The sequence below is a fragment of the Sphingobacterium bambusae genome (genome assembly GCF_033955345.1).
GTDB lineage: Bacteria > Bacteroidota > Bacteroidia > Sphingobacteriales > Sphingobacteriaceae > Sphingobacterium > Sphingobacterium bambusae.
Genome location: NZ_CP138332.1, coordinates 2245613 through 2267081, shown reverse-complemented (window position 1 = coordinate 2267081; position 21469 = coordinate 2245613). Strand labels below are relative to the sequence as shown.

Annotated in this window: 12 protein-coding genes; 8 read left to right on the top strand and 4 right to left on the bottom strand. The window is 45.1% G+C overall.

Features of this window, described 5'->3' with window-relative positions:
- Nucleotides 1-383: 383 nt before the first annotated feature.
- On the bottom strand, nucleotides 384-632 hold the full coding sequence (atpC, locus tag SCB77_RS09360) for an ATP synthase F1 subunit epsilon (RefSeq protein WP_320186167.1): 249 nt from the start codon (nucleotides 630-632) through the stop codon (nucleotides 384-386).
- A gap of 80 nt (nucleotides 633-712) precedes the next feature.
- Nucleotides 713-2215: a F0F1 ATP synthase subunit beta gene (atpD, locus tag SCB77_RS09355; RefSeq protein WP_320186166.1), complete on the bottom strand. Its 1503-nt coding sequence runs from the start codon at nucleotides 2213-2215 to the stop codon at nucleotides 713-715.
- A 386-nt stretch (nucleotides 2216-2601) separates the two neighbouring features.
- On the opposite strand from atpD, the gene SCB77_RS09350 reads away from it, so the two are divergent.
- Together SCB77_RS09350 and SCB77_RS09345 are read left to right on the top strand one after the other, a co-directional pair.
- Entirely contained in the window at nucleotides 2602-4215 is a 1614-nt protein-coding gene (locus SCB77_RS09350; protein ID WP_320186165.1) for a M14 family metallopeptidase, read from the top strand.
- Nucleotides 4216-4226: 11 nt separating this feature from the next.
- The gene (locus SCB77_RS09345; protein WP_320186164.1) at nucleotides 4227-5993 is read left to right on the top strand and encodes a M14 family metallopeptidase; all 1767 of its coding nucleotides are present in this window, start codon (nucleotides 4227-4229) and stop codon (nucleotides 5991-5993) included.
- A gap of 45 nt (nucleotides 5994-6038) precedes the next feature.
- On the opposite strand, the gene SCB77_RS09340 is transcribed toward SCB77_RS09345, so the two are convergent.
- On the bottom strand, nucleotides 6039-6635 hold the full coding sequence (locus tag SCB77_RS09340) for a hypothetical protein (protein WP_320186163.1): 597 nt from the start codon (nucleotides 6633-6635) through the stop codon (nucleotides 6039-6041).
- A gap of 442 nt (nucleotides 6636-7077) precedes the next feature.
- Between SCB77_RS09340 and SCB77_RS09335 the strand changes: the two genes are divergently transcribed.
- From SCB77_RS09335 to SCB77_RS09315, 5 genes are read left to right on the top strand one after another with little or no spacing between them, the layout of a single operon-like run.
- The gene (locus SCB77_RS09335) at nucleotides 7078-9771 is read left to right on the top strand and encodes an alpha-d-galacturonidase (RefSeq protein WP_320186162.1); all 2694 of its coding nucleotides are present in this window, start codon (nucleotides 7078-7080) and stop codon (nucleotides 9769-9771) included.
- Between the two features lie 13 nt (nucleotides 9772-9784).
- Nucleotides 9785-11320, top strand: coding sequence for an MGH1-like glycoside hydrolase domain-containing protein (locus SCB77_RS09330; protein WP_320186161.1), 1536 nt, complete (start codon nucleotides 9785-9787; stop codon nucleotides 11318-11320).
- Nucleotides 11317-12891 carry a glycoside hydrolase family 28 protein gene (locus SCB77_RS09325; RefSeq protein WP_320186160.1) on the top strand — a complete coding sequence of 525 codons (1575 nt, stop codon included), beginning with the start codon at nucleotides 11317-11319 and terminating at the stop codon, nucleotides 12889-12891. Before SCB77_RS09330 ends, SCB77_RS09325 begins: the two co-directional genes overlap by 4 nt.
- Nucleotides 12892-12906: 15 nt before the next feature.
- Nucleotides 12907-15687 carry a glycoside hydrolase family 95 protein gene (locus SCB77_RS09320; protein ID WP_320186159.1) on the top strand — a complete coding sequence of 927 codons (2781 nt, stop codon included), beginning with the start codon at nucleotides 12907-12909 and terminating at the stop codon, nucleotides 15685-15687.
- On the top strand, nucleotides 15687-19169 hold the full coding sequence (locus SCB77_RS09315; protein WP_320186158.1) for a malectin domain-containing carbohydrate-binding protein: 3483 nt from the start codon (nucleotides 15687-15689) through the stop codon (nucleotides 19167-19169). Before SCB77_RS09320 ends, SCB77_RS09315 begins: the two co-directional genes overlap by 1 nt.
- A 15-nt stretch (nucleotides 19170-19184) precedes the next feature.
- Here the strand turns inward: SCB77_RS09315 and SCB77_RS09310 are convergent, their stop codons facing one another.
- Nucleotides 19185-20060, bottom strand: a complete 876-nt coding sequence (locus SCB77_RS09310) for an AraC family transcriptional regulator (protein ID WP_320186157.1) — start codon at nucleotides 20058-20060, stop codon at nucleotides 19185-19187.
- Between the two features lie 646 nt (nucleotides 20061-20706).
- Between SCB77_RS09310 and SCB77_RS09305 the strand changes: the two genes are divergently transcribed.
- Entirely contained in the window at nucleotides 20707-21369 is a 663-nt protein-coding gene (locus SCB77_RS09305; RefSeq protein WP_320186156.1) for a DUF3826 domain-containing protein, read from the top strand.
- The last annotated feature ends 100 nt before the right edge of the window (nucleotides 21370-21469 follow it).

Sequence of the window (21469 nt, the reverse complement as noted above, 5' to 3'; positions counted from 1 at the left end):
AAGTTAGTTCTATTCGAAATTCTTTACAATAGCAAAACAGATTATTTTGAAAAAGTTTAATATTTTGAATTTTTATTTTTTATGTTTTTTAATTCTGTCTACTAATACTCATATAAAATTTTATTTTTCATCGAGTAGACTAAAATTAGAATGAGTATGTTTTTTTGTTTTTCTAATTTCCGTTGATAATGCTCGAATTCTGCTTAAAATGTTCAAATTGTTGGAGAAAGTTTTAAAAATGCCGTAGTTGAAGCCTACCTAAACTGCCCTATTTTTCGCAGCGAAATTCAGTAGGGAGATCACGACACCAACCAATACAACATCAATAAAAAAGCCCTTAAAACTTGGAAGTCTTAAGGGCTTTTCATCTTTGTATCTTTTACTTATTCTTCAACGATTCCTTCTGCTAATACTGTGATGTTATTTTCCTTGGCTTCCACAACTCCACCGTTAATGACCAGAATAATTTGGCCTTCGTTTCCTTGAATAATGACTTTGCCATCCTCTAAAGTAGACACAATAGGAGCGTGATCCTTTAAAATTTGAAAAGAACCGGCACTTCCAGGGACGGTCACCGCAGTGACTTCACCTTCGTATGCTAATTTATCTGGAGTAATGATTGTTAATTTCATTTAGTGATGTATTGTGTATTGCGTAATGCGTATTGAGTCATGATCATATCTCACTACTCAATACGCTATACTCTGTACTATTAAACTGCTTCTGCCAATAGTTTCTTGCCTTTCTCGATCGCATCTTCGATGCCACCTACCAAGTTGAACGCTGCTTCAGGATACTCATCTACTTCACCGTCGATAATCATGTTGAAGCCTTTGATGGTATCTTTGATGTCAACAAGTACACCTTTAAGACCTGTAAATTGCTCCGCTACGTGGAAAGGTTGAGATAAGAAACGTTGTACACGACGAGCGCGGTGAACCGTTAGCTTATCTTCTTCCGATAATTCGTCCATACCTAAGATGGCGATGATATCTTGTAGTTCTTTATAACGTTGTAAGATTTCTTTCACACGTTGCGCTGTATTGTAGTGCTCGTCGCCCAATACCGCTGGTGATAAGATTCTAGATGTAGAATCCAATGGATCTACCGCAGGGTAGATACCTAGCTCAGAGATTTTACGTGACAATACCGTTGTTGCATCCAAGTGAGCGAACGTTGTCGCTGGTGCCGGGTCAGTTAAGTCATCGGCAGGAACATATACCGCTTGTACAGATGTAATGGATCCGTTTTTAGTCGATGTGATACGCTCTTGCATTAAACCCATCTCCGTCGCAAGTGTTGGTTGGTAACCTACCGCTGAAGGCATACGGCCTAATAGCGCGGATACTTCAGAACCAGCTTGTGTAAAACGGAAGATGTTATCGATAAAGAAAAGAACGTCACGACCTTGACCTTGGCCATCACCATCGCGGAAGTACTCCGCTACTGTAAGACCAGAAAGCGCAACACGAGCACGTGCCCCTGGAGGCTCGTTCATCTGTCCGAAAACAAATGTACACTTCGACTCTTTCATCAATTCGTTGTCTACTTGATCTAGAGGCCATTCTCCTTTTTCCATGCCTTCCATGAAATGGTCGCCATATTTGATAATGCCTGACTCCAACATCTCGCGTAATAGGTCATTACCCTCACGTGTACGTTCGCCCACACCAGCAAATACAGATAGACCACCGTGTCCTTTGGCGATGTTGTTGATAAGCTCTTGGATCAATACGGTTTTACCCACACCAGCTCCACCGAACAAACCAATTTTACCACCTTTAGCATAAGGCTCTAGTAAGTCGATTACTTTAATACCTGTAAATAATACTTCGCTTTCGGTAGATAGCTCGTCAAATCTTGGTGGCACGTTGTGGATAGGACGGCCATTAGATTTATCCAAATTCTGGATACCATCAATAGCATCACCTACTACGTTGAATACGCGACCTTTGATCTCTTCACCAACAGGCATTTTGATCGGTGCTCCCGTGTCAACAACTTTCATTCCACGAACCAAACCTTCTGTCGCATCCATGGCGATGGTACGAACACGATCCTCACCTAAGTGTTGTTGCACTTCTAATACGATGCGTTGACCATTGTCTTTCTCAATGTACAAGGCATCATAAATCTTAGGAAGATTCTCATTGTCGGCGAAGTTGACATCAACTACGGGGCCGATAATCTGCGCTATTTTACCAATATTGGGCATATTATAGGGACTAAATAATTATTAATCAATTTAAAACAGATGATTTTCACACCCGGATTTTGGAAGGCAAAAATAAGCTATATCTATTTAAAAGCAAAACGCTTAGTGATAATAATTTTATTTTTATCCTGCAAACTTTCCCAACCGTATTTTTTCTTAGCGAGATCGATCCCTGAAGAGGGCGTAAATACGTATAGCTCACGTCTGTTTTCAAGGGGCTTAGAATTTATGAAACAAGCGTCGATCTATGGTGGCTTCTTTTCTTCACAAAGCCGATTGTACCGTCGATTATTATCGAAATGTTACTTTGGTTTCATATGACTTTTGGTTTGTAATGCTTAGTTTAGTTTCAATTTACTAATTGACAACATTCTACACCGGTTTTTATGAAGATAGGCCTATTCGTTTTTCTTGCGATGCTCCCCTTTGCTGCCTGGAGCCAGCTCAATTATCCCACTTACAGCCAGCTTACTGCTGAGATTCGAGACATTTCCACGCGTTCAGGAGCAGGAGCCGCCAGCATTGGAAAGAGCTTTGGAGGCGAAGCTATTCCGCTGATCAAGATTCAAGCCGGCCAAGCTGCAAAACCCACCTTGCTTGTGGTTGCAGGAATTGATGGCAAACACCCCGCGGGAATTCTGAGTGCCGTGGAACTGGCTAAAAACATATTGAATCTGCCGAAAGATTCGTTAGCCGCTGTGCTCCGCGAACGCTCCATTTGGATTGTTCCCATTTTAAATCCAGATGCCTACAAGCGTAACACCGCATCGCAAATATGGCTGTCGGGAAATGCGCGCGTCATTGACAACGATCGCGATGGTCGCTTGAACGAAGACCCGGCGCAAGACTTGAACGGTGATGGTATTATCTCTCAAATGCGTGTGCGTCGTGTCAGTGGGAAATATCTGCCCGATAGTGGACATCCGGATTACCTGGTCGAGGCTGATCGCGGCAAAGGGCAGCAGGGAATATACGACCTGTATGCAGAAGGGCGAGATGTAGATCAAGATGGTCTCTTTGCCGAGGATGGTGACGGGGGAGTAAATATCAATCGAAATTTCACCTTTGACTACAGACCATTTACAGTAGAAAGTGGCGATTATGCGGCTTCTGAACCGGAAACCCGCGCCATTGTCGACTTTATATTCGATCATCCACAAATTGCGGCCGTATTGCATTTTGGCCTTGGTAATAACCTGTCCGAGCCCGAGACATTCGATCCGCGGAAAGCGGGCGAACGCATCATTGGGTCATGGTCGGCCAAGGACGTCGAGGTATCCAAATTTGTGAGCAGTATCTACAACCGAGCCACCTCAGCCTTGGGGGCTGCGCCAAAGCTTGCTGCACAAGGTGGCGATTTTTCCAATACGGCTTACTATCATCATGGGAAGTATAGCTTTGCAACGCCAGTGTGGTGGCCTTCGCTGCAGGACTCCACGAAGACAAAAGCCAGTGCTGCATCTAAAAACGGCAATGATCAATTTTTACAATGGGCTACCACGAATAATGTGACAGGAGCCCTATTGCCTTGGACCAAAATCAAGCATCCTGATTTCCCAGAGCAAGAAGTTGAGGTTGGCGGAGTGGTGGATATCTTTAGAAACAATCCTCCGAAGGTGTTTCTACAAAGTGCAACGGATGCGCATACTGAATTTGTGCTATCCTTGTTGAACAATATGGCAAGGCTCGAATTTGAACCGCCTGTGGTCACGCCCTTGGGAGACAACATCTTTCGGGTAGACATCCGTGTGGTGAATACAGGCATGCTATCGACCTACCCCGAGATTGCAGATAAGATCAAACATGTATCCAAAATGAAAGCTGTATGTACATTGCAGAAAAATCAGAAATTTTTAAGCGGCAAGCGCTTACAACTATATCCTACACTACAAGGCGGTTCTTCGCAACAGTTTTCTTGGCTTATTCAAGGGAAAGGTGGCGTAGAGATAACTGCAGGATGCCCTACTGCAGGCGAGCAAACCATTAACGTAAACCTATAACTTTGAACATCATGAGACTTATATATATAGTATTGGCTACATTCTTCTGCGGATCTAATTTTGTGTATGCACAGCAAAAAGGCGAAAAGGAGGCTGTAGAAATTGCTGGATTGCGAGCGATCGGGTCGCCATCAAACCCAAAGGTGGCTATGAACTGGAGCCGCTACCACGACAATAAGCAGATTGCCCAGTTTTGCCAAGACCTGCAGAAAGCGTATCCGCAGTTGGTGAAGTATGAATCCATCGGAAAGTCCTATGAAGGAAGGGATATGTTCGTGTTGACAATCTCTGATTTTTCCAAGGGTAATGTTGCGCGTAAACCCGGAATGTGGATAGACGGTAACATCCACGCCAATGAATTGCAAGGATCGGAGATTGCGATGTATACCGCTTGGTATCTCGCTGAAAACTTCCACAGTGTGCCCTTCATTAAGGAATTGCTGCAGGACAAGGTGTTTTATATTGCGCCAACGATCAACCCCGATTCTCGGGATTATTTTATACATGAACCCAATACCATGCATTCCTCCCGTACCGGAAGGCGGCCGTTTGATAACGATGGCGATGGAGCTGTAGCGGAAGATCTCTATGATGATCTGGATGGCGATGGGCATATCGTCATGATGCGCAGAAAGTCAAAAACTGGCCGCTATAAGGTGGATCCTGACAATCCTAATCGGATGGTTGTTGTAAAGGCTGGCGAGGTAGGCGACTATGAGCTGCTCGGATTTGAAGGTATTGACAACGATGGTGATGGCTTGGTGAACGAAGATATTACCGGAACTTACGATCCTAACCGGGATTGGGGATGGAACTGGCAGCCCAATTATGTGCAAAATGGCGCCTTGTATTATCCAGGCACCCTTCCCGAGACGCAGGCGGTAAAGGCTTTCTTTTATGCACATAAGAATATCGCTGGCGCGCAGTCCTACCACAACTATGGCGGGATGATTCTGCGCGGGCCCGGAGCGGCGCAGGACGAGAAATATTATTCGCGGGCAGATGTGCAGGTGTATGATGCGCTGGGCAAGGTGGGCGAACGCATGCTTCCCGGCTACAACTATATCGTTATTCATAAAGACCTATATACCGTCTTTGGTGGGGAGATAGATTTTATAGCTCTTGCACGCGGTGTTTTTACATTTTCCAACGAATTGATGACGACATATAAGCTGTTCAACGAAAAAGCGGGGCAAGGTTTACGCCAGAGCGACGAGTATTATGAATTTGATAAACTTCTACTTTTTGGAGACGCCTATGTGCCATGGAAGGAATACGATCACCCCCAGTTTGGGAAAATAGAAATCGGTGGAGCAAAGAAAAACTATACGAGAAACCATCCGGGATTCTTGCTGTTGGAAGATGCGCACCGAAATGCCGCTTTCACCATTTACCACGCTCATCATACGCCCAAGCTGGAAGTTTTGGAAACAGATGTTAAGCCGCTCGGAGGGAATCTGTTTGAAGTCAACGCGACGGTTTGGAATAGTCGTATCATTCCCACACATTCTGATCATGATTTGAACTATAAGATCGAACGTCCCGACCATATCCGGCTAGAGGGCGTAGATGTCGTCACCGGCTTACGTGTGCTGGATAAGGATTTCAACGTCACCACGGAGCAGCGATACAAGCCTGAACAGATCGAAGTGCCCAATATTGAAGGAATGCGGGAAGTGCGGGTGCGCTGGATCGTAAAAGGTAATCCGAATAAGGCCAAGCTCGTTGTAGATAGCGAAAAAGGAGGTCTACTTGAACAACCTCTGCAATCAAAATAAAAAAAAGACGTTTGCTGAGCAAACGTCTTTTTTTTATGATCGGTTTTAGGAATTCCGTTTCATTTGTTCGTCCAAAAGCTGTCGCTTCAACAATTGCTCTTTCTCCATGGATTTTTTTCGCAAGGTTTGCAATTCGTCCTGCAACTCCTCCGTGGTTTTCTTGTGCTCATTGGTGTCCACCTTCGCCTTTCTAAAGGAAGCTAGCGTAGCAAGAAACGCAATGCCCAGAACAATGATGATGGCCCACACCATGGTGTGGTAGGTTCCTTTTGCAAAGTCTATGCCTACAAAAGCAATGCTATCCGTTTTCTGTTGTTCTGCTTTTAATTGGGTATCCAAGGTGGTTACCGAATCTTTTAAGTTTTTCACGGTTGTTACGGAAGATGATGAATTCGCCTTAAGTTCCGCAATTTCCTTTTGATACACAGAAATGGAGTCCAGTACGTTCTTACGCACAATTTCCAGGTTCGTTTTGCGAATGATCTTAAAGTCAGCATTCTGCGATTTTGAGAGGTTGCTCAAATTCAAAAACTGTTCACTAAGCGAGCCTTTTTGTATCGCATAAGGTAACATAGGCTTTGTCTGCCCAAAGACAGATAAGGAACAGGCTGTAATGGTGACTAATAGAAATCGTTTTAACATAAATTCAATGTGATTAATATAATGTTTCGTATGATACAATAACACTATAATTTTAAAATTATTGTTCGACCAGAATGGGCTAAAGTTGGAAAATAAATAACATAATTGCAAGGATTTACTGGTTTTAATGTGTTTTTTGTTGGGTGAAAAGCCTGCTCAAAGGGGTCTTTTGAAAGGAAATTGGTCGTTTTTTAGCTGTTTTTACCAGCGATGATAACATGTTGTAAAAAGTAGATAATTATACAGAGTAAAGACCAAGAATAAAGTCGTTCTTTTGAAAGATCCATTGAAGGAGAGGATTCGTTGGACGTGATTCAACGGGCGCTAACAAGCTATTCCAATTGGTAAGAACTCCTCTCTGTACACGTCGTATTAATAAGAGTTTATGTTTCGTCTTTGTAGGAAGTTCGCTTTGTTATTGTTTTTATGTCTACTTGTCGGTATGGCGAGCGCCTTGGCACAGCCCATTAGGGTGCTGTATCAACAAGAGGGGGTAACGAACAATGAGCGCTTTACATTTGCGTTAGATCGGCTTATCAATCATTTGGGAGCGCAAACAAAAAAAGAAAAAATTGACTCGCGGCTTAAATTGAAGAAAAGCGACGTCTTGGTGGGTGTTAAAGGTTCTTTTGGATGGGATCGATGGATACCAAGGAATCTTTTGGATTCCTTGACGGCCAAAGAATCTTTTGTTATTTACCGGAAAGATAGCCGATCACCTTTGGTTATCGTCGGTAACGACGAGACAGGGCTGCTCTACGGCTGTGAAGAAATGGTGCATCAGGCGGCATACGAAAAACAACATATAGCACTCTTGGACGCTCCAGAAATGGTGCTCCGAGGTACCTGTATAGGGATGCAGAAAACGGAATATTTACCGGGCAGAGATGTGTATGAGTATCCCTACACCGAAGAGCTTTTTCCCTGGTTCTACGATAAAGATCTTTGGGTAAAGTATCTCGATATGCTCGTTGAGAATCGATATAACACATTATACCTGTGGAATGGACACCCTTTTTCTTCGTTGGTTAAATTAAAAGACTATCCTTACGCCTTGGAGGTTGACGATGCGACCTTCGCTAAAAATGAAGAAATCTACCAATTTTTGACCGCAGAGGCCAGCAAACGTGGCATATGGGTTATACAGATGTTTTACAATATCATCCTTCCCAAGCCATTTGCCGATCGGCATGGCCTGAAAACGCAGGAACGCAATCGTGTTATCACGCCGCTGATAGAAGACTATACCCGCAAATCCATCGCAGCTTTCGTGGCTAAATATCCAAATGTTGGTCTGTTGATCACCTTGGGCGAGGCGATGGAAGGTGTAGGTCAAGACGATATCAATTGGTTTACAAAAACCATTTTACCGGGCGTGAAAGACGGTCTTCAGGCTATCAACAGTGTCATCGAGCCGCCCGTTATTTTACGCGCACACGACACTGATGCTCCTGCCGTGATGAAGGAGGCGCTACCTATCTATCAAAACCTGTACACGATGGCCAAGTACAACGGTGAAGCATTGACCACCTACACGCCACGTGGTAAATGGGCTGAACTACATCAGCAGTTGGGAAAGATAGGTACAGTGCATATTCAAAACGTACATATTCTAGCTAACCTAGAGCCATTTCGTTACAGTGCCCCCGATTTTATTCAGCAGTCTGTCAAAGCTATGCACGAAGTGCATTTGTCGAATGGAATACATATCTATCCGCAAGCCTCCTATTGGGACTGGCCCTATACAGCAGATAAAGTTGATGAACGTCTACTGCAGGTGGATAGAGACTGGATGTGGTATAAAGCGTGGGCACGCTACGCGTGGCAAGCATCGCGAAACAAGGATGAAGATTCCACGTACTGGATAGCCACGCTGGCCAACCGGTATGGAACGACCGAGCAGAAGGCTGCCGCCATATTGGATGCGTTAAATGAAGTAGGCGAGATATCGCCAAAAATATTAAGGCGCTTTGGGATCACGGATGGTAACAGGCAGACATCTTCCTTGGGGATGTTGATGACGCAACTCATCAATCCCTATCGTTACGGCTTGTTTACCTTGCTATATGAATCGGAAGCGCCGGAAGGGGAGATGATCATCGATTACGCGGAAAAGAAATTTAAGGGAGAGCCGCACATCGGCGAGACACCGATACTGGTAGCCGAGGAGATCGTCAAGCATGCCGAAAAAGCCGTCAAGCGAATCGCTTCCTTGGAGGTCGCTGGTCCGCAAGAGGCAGAACTCAAACGCTTGAAGAACGATATCTACATCCATGAGGCTCTGGCCAGACACTATAGTTACAAGGTCAAAGCCGCCGTGCAGGTGCTGCAGTTTAAATATACCAAAGATGTGGAATCGCTCCAGTTGGCGCTGCCCGATTTGGAACGTAGCGTAGAGGCATATAGGCAGCTCGCTAAATTGACCGCAGATAGCTATCTGTATGCCAATAGTATGCAAACCAAGCAGCGTAAAATTCCAATGCGAGGCGTGGATGCCACATTTAAACATTGGACGGAAATGTTACCTGTTTATGAAGCAGAACTCGCTAACTTTAAGAAGTCGATAGATTCCCTTTCCAAGAGTGGTGGAGCTGCGGAACAAAAGCGGCAACCGCTGGAAGTCGCTTCCGTGCAGCTTCCCGAGGGCACCCGTTTGGTTCGTTTAAAGAAAGGAGTAAACCTATATACAGACCAAGAACTGGTTGTAACGCACCTGCCCGAAGAGTTTGAAGGTTTACAAGCGGTGATGATCGATGCCGGAAAACAGAAACAAGAGGGTACAAGCCTCCGCTTTGAAGCTAAAGCACCGGTGAAAGTCCTCGTTGGCTACTTCAATAGCACGGATAAGGTTTTTGCAGCGAAGCCGGTTTTGGAGATTGACGCTACGGCGAACGACCATGGGCAGGTAGATACCAAAGTAAGTAATGCGTTAAGAATACAATATATGCCGATGATCGATGTGCACAGCTATTCGTTTGCGGCAGGTAAGCAGGAGTTGAAACTCCCAAAAGGCGAAGCCATTATTTTGGGTTTTGTAAGTGATACGGAATTGCAGCATCCCTACAATGCGGATGTGGACAACCGTGGAGATGACATGGATGATTTATTTGGTTATTATGGTGAAATCAAGTTGTAAGGACGGAGATAGGATGAGCATAAAGTTTTTGGTACTAGTAATGGGGTTGATGCCCTTTTTAGGATGGGCGCAAACGGATCTCGATGCCAAATTGGAGGGCTATGTGGAGCAGTTCAATCGGGATGATAACGAAGCGGTGATCAACCTTGTTTCCAATGATTCGTCGGCCGCTTGGATGAAAGATAATATCCCCTTGTTTGACTGTCCAGATGCAGCAATCGAAAAGATATATTACTTCCGTTGGTGGTCCTTTCGCAAACATATAAAAAGTACGCCCGAGGGAACGATTGTTACCGAGTTTATCGAGCCCGTGAAGCATGCCGGTAAATATAATTCCATCAGTTGCGCCTTGGGACATCACCTCTATGAAGGTCGGTGGTTGAAAAATAGCGACTTTCTGAAAGCGTATACGGATTTTTGGTTCTACCATGCTGATGAAGGGCAGTCGAAGCCACGTTTCCATCAGTTTAGCTCTTGGCTTGCCGATGCCCTGCTGGCCTACTACCAAGTGTCGGGAGATAAGGATTACCTCCTGTCAAGGTTGGATGAGCTGGATAAAGATTATGCGGTTTGGGAAAAGGAACGGCAATTGCCTAATGGACTTTTTTGGCAGCATGATGTCAAAGATGGAATGGAAGAATCCGTATCGGGCGGTAGGAAAGTGGAGAATATGCGCCCTACAATAAATAGTTATATGTATGGCAATGCAAAGGCGATTGCTAGTATAGCGGCTATGGCTAACCGTAAAGATCTACAAGGAAAATATACCAAAAAAGCGCAGTTGATCCAGCAGCAGCTGCTGGACTCCTTGTGGGACAAGGATGATCAATTCTTTAAGACACGATTAGAAAAAGATGGCCTGCATCCTGCACGCGAAGCAATAGGCTTTATCCCTTGGTATTTTGGGGTTGTTCCCGATAAGGCTAGCTACGCGGTCGCTTGGAATCAGGCGATCGATACGGCTGGTTTTAGAGCACCTTGGGGACATACCACGGCCGAGCGCCGGGAGCCTACCTTCCGCACGCGTGGTACAGGACATAGTTGCGAATGGGACGGTGCCATCTGGCCATTCGCCACCTCGCAGACCCTGCGGGCTATGGCCAATGTGCTTTCATCCGCAAAACATAAAGGAAACCTAAGCAAAAGTGACTTCTACCACGAAATACAGCAGTATGCAAAAGCGCACGTTATGAACGGAAAGCCCTATATCGGCGAATATCAGGATGAGCAGAATGGTGAGTGGCTGAAAGGAGATCATCCGCGCAGCAAATTTTATAACCACTCCACCTTTGCGGATGCAGTTATTCAGGATTTAGTTGGTTTCAAGCCTGCGCTAGACAATAGTTTTATGTTGAAGCCGCTTATTCCAGATGGGGAATGGGATTATTTCGCTTTGCAGGATATTGCTTACAAAGAGAAAACGGTGAGTATTTTTTGGGATAAAAAAGGAGACCGCTACGGAAAGGGAAAAGGGTTCCGGGTATATGCCGATGGCAAGCTAGTTGCTAAATCAAACACATTAAAATCGCTAAAAGTAAAATTGAAATGATGAAAAAAGGAATTTTTGCCCTCTTCGTATTTGTGGCTGTGCTGATGCCGTTCGGCAAGGCACAGTCGTATTACAACGTACTGAAATATGGTGGGAAAAATGATAGTACAGGCACCAATACTAAGGCAATCGCTAAAGCAATTGACGCTGCGGCAGCAAAAGGCGGTGGCACGGTCTATTTTCCTGCTGGGAAATACATTACCGGTCCCATTCATTTTAAGAGTAACATCACGCTATTTATCGATGCGGGTGCCGAGCTACACTTCAGCGATAATTTTGATGACTATTTGCCCATGGTGGAGTCGCGATGGGAAGGTACGGCAGTAACAAACTTTTCGCCTTTGTTCTACGGAAATGGGTTGGAGAATATCGCTATTGTAGGCCGTGGAATTATTGACGGACATGGGAAGAAGTGGTGGGGCTACTCCGAAATCGAGGTAAAGAAGCAGACAGAAGATAGTAAGTGGCAAAAGGAGTTTAAACGGCTAAATCCAAATGTATTGGCGCCAGATCTTCCGGGCTGGATAGAGCGAGGCTTTTTGCGCCCTCCGTTCATCCAGTTTTTGAATTGTAAGAATATACAGATCAAAGATATCAAGATTCAAAATTCACCTTTTTGGACCATCAATCCGCAGTATTGTGATAACGTGACGGTGGATGGAGTCACAATAGACAACCCGCCATCACCGAATACGGACGGGATCAACCCTGAATCGTGCAGCAATGTGCGTATAGCCAATTGCCACATCAGCGTTGGCGACGACTGTATCACTATAAAATCGGGTAAAGATCGTTCGGGAAGATTGGTGAATATCCCTGCGGAAAATTATACCATCACCAATTGTACGATGCTACGTGGGCACGGAGGCGTTGTGATAGGCAGCGAGATGTCGGGAGGCGTGAAGAACATTGTTATTTCCAATTGTGTTTTCGATGGCACCGATCGGGGGATTAGGTTGAAAACTGCACGCGGACGTGGTGGTATCGTCGAAAATATCCGTGTCAGCAATATTGTGATGCGCAATATCCGCGACCAAGCTATCGTGATGGACATGCAATATGCGAAAACGGAAGTAGAGCCCGTCAGTGAGCGTACACCGCAGTTTAAAAATATCTATATCAGCGATATGACCGGTTCTACCAATCGGGTAGGCCTTTTGCGAGGCTTGGCAGAAATGCCTATAACAAACGTGAGTTTCAACAATATCAATATGCAGGCAAAGGCCGGTTTCTCCCTAGAAAATGCGGAAAAGATAACCTTCAATAATGTACAGGTTGATGTCGCTAGCGAACCTTTTATCAAAGCAAAGAATGTGGCACTGCTCGAAGTTCGGGCTATCCAAAACTTTACGCCCCTAGCTGATCGCCCACTTCTCTTATTGGAGGATGTAAAGGGCGTAAATATTCAACAAAATTATCCTATGGCTGGTACCAATGTTTTTCTGGAGCTTGTGGGGCAGCAAAATGCGGATGTTTTTGTGCATAGCAATAATTTTAGTCAGGTAAAACAGATAGCTACAGGCGACTTAGGCGCTGCGGTTATGAGCAATAATATAGAAGCAAAAAAATAAAAGGCGATGGTTCCCATGCGGTTATTCTTGTGGTTTATCTTTCTGTGTTGGGGCTTGTTTACACAAGCGCAGCAGCGCTTGTGGTATAAGCAGCCTGCACAACGGTGGGAAGAGGCACTGCCTATCGGCAACGGCCAGCTTGGTGCCATGATTTACGGAGGTATTGTGCAGGAAGAGGTTCAATTTAACGAGGAAACGCTGTGGACGGGCGAACCGCGAGATTATAACAAGGCCGGCGCGCATCAATATTTAGATAGTATCCGTAAACTGCTCGATACCGGGCAACAGCGAAAGGCGGAAGCCTTGGCCCAAAAGGAGTTTATGGGAGTCAAAAGTGCTTCCGAAAATCCTGCCGCTTGGTTGGCGCATGTAGCGGTAGAGAGGGGTAAGCAGGATGGTCCGGCAAGCTACCTCTATGCTGATGACGCGTGGAAATCGATACAGGTGCCTGCCTACGAAGGCTGGGAAGATATAGGTCTGGAAGGCGTGGATGGTGCAGTTTGGTTTCGTAAGACAGTCGAGCTCGACGAGCAGGATCTACAGGACGATTGGCTGTTGGACTTGAACAAAGTGCGGGAAGAAGATTATACCTTTTTCAATGGACAGCTGCTGGGGCATACCGCTGGTGATCAAGAAAAGCGACTATATCGCATCCCAAAAGAACAGCTACGATTAGGGAGCAATGTCTTGGCCATTCAGGTCATCAACCTGAGCGGAAAAGGAGGGATATCGGGCTATAAGGATCCAAAGCAGGAAATTGGTCTGCGCAGCGCGAAGGGGAAATTTATTTCCATTGTCGGACAGTGGAAATATTGGGTGCAGGATGCCGATGTGCCTAAAGTAGGGAGTTATCAAGCGACTTATCAGCCTTTTGGATCCCTATTGTTTCGTTTCCCTACCGCGGATGTCACCAATTACCAGCGTAACCTTTCTTTAGATCGAGGGCTTGCTGAAGTTCGTTATACACAAGGAGGAGTTTCTTTCAAACGGACGTATATGGCCAGTTATCCAGACCGTGCGATTGTCATTGCCTTAAGCGCTGATCAACCGAAGCAACTTTCTTTTTCTGTCAGCATGAGCGCGAAGCATCCAGGCTACCGTATTTGGAAGGTAGATAAACAGACATTGGGCATGCAGGTCAAGGTCAAGAATGGAGTACTAGAAGGCATATCCTTTTTGACGATCAAACTCGATGGAGGATCGATTCGCGAAAAAGATGGTTGGTTGGAAGTTGAGCAAGCCAATCAGGCTACCCTTTACTTGAGTGCAGGGACTAATTTCAAGCATGCTCAACAAACCGATGCGAACTTTCTTCAAAAACTAACAAAAAAGCACAAGCAGGTGCGAAAGAAATCGTTCAAGCGACTGCTGTCGCGTCACGAACGAGATTATAAAGCCTTATTCAACCGATTTGCCCTAGATTTTGGCGGGCAGCCTGCGGATAGTATACCGACCGATGAACGCTTAAAACGTTTTGTTACTTCGCCAGATCCGGCTTTGGTGGCCTTATATGTTCAATATGGCCGTTACCTACAGATTGCGGCGTCCAGAGCGGGCACCCAGCCGGCAAATCTGCAGGGCATCTGGAATCACTTGCTGGAACCTTCTTGGGGAAGTAAATACACCACCAATATCAATTTGGAAATGAATTACTGGCCAACGGAGATGCTCAATCTGAGCGAGCTTCACCAGCCGCTCTTCGCCATGATCCGTGAATTGTCCTTGTCGGGTAAAGAGACCGCGCAAGCCTATTATGGCGCACGCGGTTGGGTGTTGCACCACAACACGGATATTTGGCGCGGCACCGCACCTATCAACAATGCCAACCATGGTATATGGCCTACAGGTGGCGCTTGGTTGGTCACGCATCTTTGGGAGCATTACCTCTACAATCAAGACCCGCAATTTATTGCCGATTATTACGATATCATTAAGGGATCGACGCTTTTTTTCAAAGACGTCCTCGTGAAAGATCCCCAATCGGGATGGGTGGTGAGTAGCCCTTCCAACTCGCCGGAAAATGGTGGCTTGGTAAAAGGTCCCACGATGGATCACCAGATTATTCGCGCGCTATTTTCTGTATTTCTACAATCGTCGGATTTGTTGGGTAAAGATAAGCCGCTGCGCGATTCTATTCAGCAGTTGTTACCGCAGATTGCGCCGAATCAAATTGGTCGTTATGGACAATTGCAAGAGTGGATGGAAGATCTGGATGATCCGGAAAATAAACATCGCCATGTATCGCACCTGTGGGGATTGCATCCCGGTAGGGAGATTAATGCCGACGATACACCAAGGATGATGGAGGCAGCAAGAAAATCGTTGCAGATGCGTGGCGACGACGGTACAGGCTGGAGCTTGGCTTGGAAAATCAACTTTTGGGCAAGACTCCAAGATGCCGAGCATACCTATGCTATGGTGAAAATGTTACTGCGTCCGGCGGATAAAGCCGGAGGCTCATATCCCAATCTCTTTGACGCGCATCCACCGTTCCAGATCGATGGTAATTTTGGTGGAGCAGCTGGTATTGGAGAAATGTTGTTGCAGAGCCATGTTCACTATATAGACATCTTGCCAGCCTTGCCTGCTGCGCTTTCCGAAGGGGAGGTGCAGGGCTTTAAAGCTCGCGGTAATTTTGAAATCGATATGCAATGGAAAGAAAAAACACTGCAAGCACTGACGGTAAAATCCAATTCTGGCCAGCCTTTAAGACTGCGATACCGTGGCAAGACCATAACATTGGAAACGAAAAAGAATAAAACCTATACTTTTGATGCTGATCTTAACCTGTTGTAATGATACGTAAGCTTGTTGTTGTTTCTTGCTTGCTTTGGAGCTTTTTATCTGTTGTTGTTGCGCAAGAGCTACGTCGCTCTCTATCACTAGATAGTGAATGGCTTACGGCAATGGATGAACAGGATACCTTACGCTATAAAGGATTTGAAAAGGTCGATTATAAAGAAATGGCTGGCTGGAAGCGTGTTGATGTACCGCACAATTGGGATAGCTACGCCGGTTATCGTCGGCAATTGCACGGCAATCTGCATGGATATGCTTGGTATAGAAAATCATTTACATGGAAGGACTCGAAGAAAGGTAAACGTTTCTATTTGTTTTTTGAAGGGGTCGGATCTTATGCCACCGTTTGGTTGAATGGGCAGCGTATAGGTTACCACGCGGGAGGCCGAACGACTTTTACGCTAGACGTTACCAAGGCTCTTTACACAGATGGGAGAAAGAATATCGTTGCGGTACGAGCTGATCATCCGGAGGGCATTCAAGACCTACCTTGGGTGGATGGCGGCTGCTCTACCGAGCGAGGTTTCTCGGAAGGTTCACAGCCCATGGGTATATTTCGCCCGGTTAGTTTAATTGTTAAGAATGAACTGAACATCGCACCCTTTGGTGTGCACTATTGGAATGATGAGACCGCTGATGCGAGTAAAGCAACTATACAACAGCAGATCGAAATCCAGAATACATCCACGCGCGAGCGTAATATCAAAGTGGTCACTTATCTCTTGGATGTCCATGGCAAGCGTGTCGGCAGCTCCGTCGATCAGGTGCGTATTGCTCCATCTACGACCAAAGAAATTCGCCTGTCGGCAATGACCGTCGACAATCCTACGCTATGGGAGCCGCAAAACGCTTACCTGTACACCGTGGAGACTAGACTTCAGGAAGGAAACAACCTCTTGGATAGCGAGCGAACGCCATACGGTATACGTACGGTGCGCTGGCCAAAAGGGCTTAAGCCGCTTGGGAGCAACCAACTTTTAGTAAACGGAAAGCCTGTTTTTATACACGGTATTGCAGAGTATGAACATAAGTTGGGCAATTCCCATGCCTTCAGCGAGGCGGAAATATTGGCAAGGGTAAAAGACATGAAGGCCATGGGTTTTAATTCTTTTCGAGATGCGCACCAACCGCATAACCTACGTTACCAGAAATTTTGGGACGAGCATGGTATCTTGCTATGGACGCAGATGGCAGCACATATTTGGTTTGATACACCTGCATTTCGCGAAAATTTTAAGCAGCTTCTGCGCGATTGGGTCAAAGAACGACGCAACAGTCCATCAGTTTTCTTGTGGGGTATAGAAAACGAAAGTACGCTACCGGCAGATTTTGCGCGCGAGTGCATGGACATCATCCGCAAATTGGACCCTACTGCTTCTGTGCAGCGTTTGGTAACCACCTGTAATGGAGGCGATGGAACCGATTGGGATGTGCCACAAAACTGGACCGGTACTTACGGAGGCGATCACCATACCTACGGCGAAGACCTGAAAAAACAGCTTTTGGTGGGGGAGTATGGCGCTTGGCGGACTTTAGAGCTGCATACCGAAGCTCCCTATCTGCCCAATCATTCGGTATATAGCGAAGATCGCTTCACTGAAATCTTGGAAACCAAATTGCGCTTGGCCGATTCGGTGAAACAGGAAAGCATTGGCCACTACCTTTGGCTTTGGAACTCCCATGATAATCCGGGCCGGGTGCAGGGGGGTGAAGGCTATCGCGACATCGACAAAATTGGTCCTGTCAACTATAAGGGGCTGTTAACTCCTTGGGGCGAGCCTACAGACGCCTACTATATGTATAGAGCGCACTATGGCGATAGTTCTCGGCCGATGGTGCATATTGCATCGCATACTTGGCCCAATCGATGGCTGAAACCAGGGTTGAAAGATGGAATTCGTATCTATTCAAATTGCGAGGAAGTGGAGCTATTTAATGATGTCGACGGCGAGTCGCTGGGCACGCAGAAAAATCCGGGTTTCGGCAAGCCATTTGAATTTAATGGAGTTCCGGTTCGATACAATGTGCTGTATGTAACGGGGAAGAACGGAGGGAAAGTTGTTGCGCGTGACACTATCGTTCTCCAGAACTTGCCGCAGAGTCCCAATTTTGAAAAACTGATCGATCGCGGCTCGTCACTATTGAAGCCTGACGCTGCTGTGGAATATCTCTACCGCGTGAATTGTGGCGGTCCAGAATATACAGATAGCTTTGGGCAGCGTTGGCTGGCTGATCAGGTATATGCACAGACTACGTCTTTTGGTTCTACTTCTTGGGCGGATAGCTATGGCATATCATCAACCTTCGCCAGCCAGCGTCGTACATTTGATCCGATAAAAGGCACCGCAGACTGGCCTTTGTTTCAGACTTTTCGTTACGGTTTAGATCAACTGCGCTACCATTTTAAACTGCTTGACGGTCAATATAGGGTAGAACTATATTTCGCCGAGCCTTGGCTTGGTGCCGGAACAAATGATAATGCTACCGGGATGCGGCTTTTTGATGTGGCAGTCAATGGTAAAACGGTAGCGAAAGATATCGATATCTGGAAGGAGGTGGGGCATGACCGTGCTATGAAGCGTGTGTACACCGTGGAGGCAGTGGATGGAAAGCTAGAGATCAGTTTTCCAAAAGTTGCATCGGGACAGGCTATTATTCAGGCTATCGCGGTGTCCAGCATCAACAAAGCTACAGCACCGAAAATGGAGGTCATAAAAGCCCGAGACTACATTCAAAAAGGAAAAGTGGCGTATCTAGGTACTTGGATGGATATTGGGCAGGTGTACGATCAGGAAGCAAAACTCTCCTTCCACTATTTGCCCAGCTTTTTGTACGCTGCTGATTTTGTGCAATCCGACGACCAAAATCTACAGCTGTCGTTTAAAAAGCCGGCTTACGTATACGCCATTACAAAAAACAAGATAGATAGCATGGAGCTAACCGGAGATTCCGTGCTGAACAATGAAGGAGAACGGTTTCATGTATATCGGAAGGTGCTACAAGGCGATGAACTTTATCATCCACCAACGGCACAGGCACAGCTTTTTGCCGTTCAGGAGCAAAGCGGCTTGCAGCCTGCCTACGATCTCAAAAAATCCGATACCTATAAGGCAAATGTCGCAACTACTTTTGCTGGAATGGCAAAGGTCGATTTTCTGAAGCAGGAACGTTTGCAGTTTACCGATAATGATGGTTCGGTAGAGTTTGAAATTAAAGTAGGGGTTGCCGACATTTATTCCCTGACTTTAAAGTATCACAATGCCCTTCAGCAGTCGAAATCGGCAACGCTGGAATTGCAGACCTTAGATGGAGCGGTATTGAAGAAACCGGAACCATTACAGCTGGATGCTACGCGTGCAGGAAAATGGAACTACGTGAATACGACTACGGGGTCAATGATCAATGCTGGAACCTACCGTGTTATTGTTCGCGGCATAGACGCTAAAGGAATATATATTGATGGGCTGGAAGTGCAATAAAATTCTTTGCCATTGTTAATTTCTGCTTAAATAACGCTTTTTGTACTCTAGGGGTGTAAGGCCCATCACTTTTTTGAAATGTCGATAAAAGTTGGAGACATTGTTGAAGCCACATTCAAAGCAGATTACTTCGGTAGGTAATTTGTTTTCCACCAATAGCCGACAGGCGTGGCTGATGCGAATCTCGACCAAAAAATCGTAGTAGGTCTTTCGGGTCATCGTTTTAAAATACCGACAAAAGGAAGTAATACTAAGGTTGGCTATATTCGCAACATCCTCCAGCGTGATGTCTTCTTTGTAGTGGGCGTGCGTGTGGTTGAAGATATTGTTTAAACGAATATTGTCTGCCTCATTGGATTGGTGGAAGGTGGTTTGAGTTTTGACGATGGTCTCACATTCATCACTTTCAGCAATCACCTGTAAAATTTGTAGTAAGGCGATTACTTTGCCAAATCCTGTTTCCTCAACACAATGGTGCATCAGCTCGGCGACCCTATTTTTTGTTTCGCCTTTGACGATTAAACCGCTTTTTGCTTTTTCGAAAAGTTTGGGAAGTAGGTAAGATTCGGGCAGCTGCAAGAGTTGTTTGCCCATGCAGTCGGGTAGAAACTGTAATACAATCGCTTCAATATTGTATTCCGGATTGTTCTCGTAATATTCGTCCCTACAGCGCCAAGCATGCGATAGCTTCTCGCCCACTAAAATGATCTCGCCAGGTGCAAAGCTGCTGATATTGTCCCCGATAAATCGTACGCCTTCCCCCCGAATAGTATAATGCAACTCGAGTTCTTCATGGTAATGCCATACATTCCCAAAGTTGGGCATAACGTCATGTCTCGCGGAAAAGGAACTTTCCAGTTTTGCAGGAAGTTTTCTGTACAACGGTTTCATAGTCTTCGAAAGGTTTATTTAGCAAAGGGTTTACAATTTTATAACGGTTCGCTAATATACTGTTTTTTATTCCAAATGAATGGTAATATATTATAATGAATGGATAATGTTACATAGTTCTCGCCTCTCCTTTCTGTCTGATGTTTTAGGAGATACGTTCTTCTTAGCCTTTTTTCATAGATTGTCACTTGTTTTTTTGTGCGGTGATTTTTCAACTGTTATACTATTGGTTGTACAAACTTATCGGAAATTGCGTTTTTTCGGTGTTTAGCTATTATTCCTAATTGAATGACGACATATCAGGCTAGCTATCAGGCTTTCAATTTTTGTATTATTGATGATAATATTTTATAATAAATAGATAATTCGATGTATTATTAAAGAATTAATATTACGTTAATTTGAATTGTCAATTATAGATGGATAAGACCATCCGCGACTTGTGTTTACTGTTTTTATCATCAGATACAGCTTTTTATAGCTTCTAGTGCTGTTTCGTATAAAAGTACAACAAAGAACGTTGCGCAGGACAAATGTTCTACATTGTTGACATAAGGTCGTAATTGTAAAATGATTACGCAGAGAGAAGAGGAATCGGTATCGCGTAAACGTTACCATTATAAATCACAAAGCAACCATTTGTAAAATGAAAACAACAATAAAATTAGGCTTGGCCTTGCTGATGTTATGCATGCTGCAATTTACTTTCGCACAATCCGAAAGAGACAAATACCTGCAGGTCATTACGGAGCGTTCGGATAAGATTGTCGCCCAATTGGGGATGTCTGATTCCACAATCTATTATAAAACACGTGGCGTTATTGTACAACAGTATGATAACCTGAATAGCCACCATGAGGCACGTGAAGAGAAGATTAAAGCGCTGAAAACAAAATATGCTGGGCAAAAAGAAACGTTGGATAACAAACGCAGTAAGTTGGAAGAAAAAGAGGACCTGGTGCTGCAGAAGCTGCACAAGCAATTTTTGAAAAAACTTCTTCCATTGGCGAGTGAGCAGCAGATCGAAAAGATTAAAGACGGCATGACTTATGGGGTGTTGCCGCTCACTTATGGCGCTTACCAAGACATGATCCCCACATTGAATTCGGAGCAGAAAGACAAAATCTTGAGCTATTTAACCGAAGCACGAGAGCTGGCCATGGATCAACCAGGATCAAGAGAAAAGCACCAAGTATTCGGTAAGTTCAAAGGCCGAATAAATAATTACCTATCTTCTCAAGGCTATGATCTCAAAGAAGAGGGTAAGCGATGGGAAGAGCGAAAGGCAAACAAACATGCTGGGAAGTAAGTAGTAAAACTGGAAGAATTCGCTGGCTGCGTCTAGCGGATTCTTTCTTTTTTGCGTAAACGGGCGAACTGAAAGTAAGTGACAATCATTATAAGCTGTA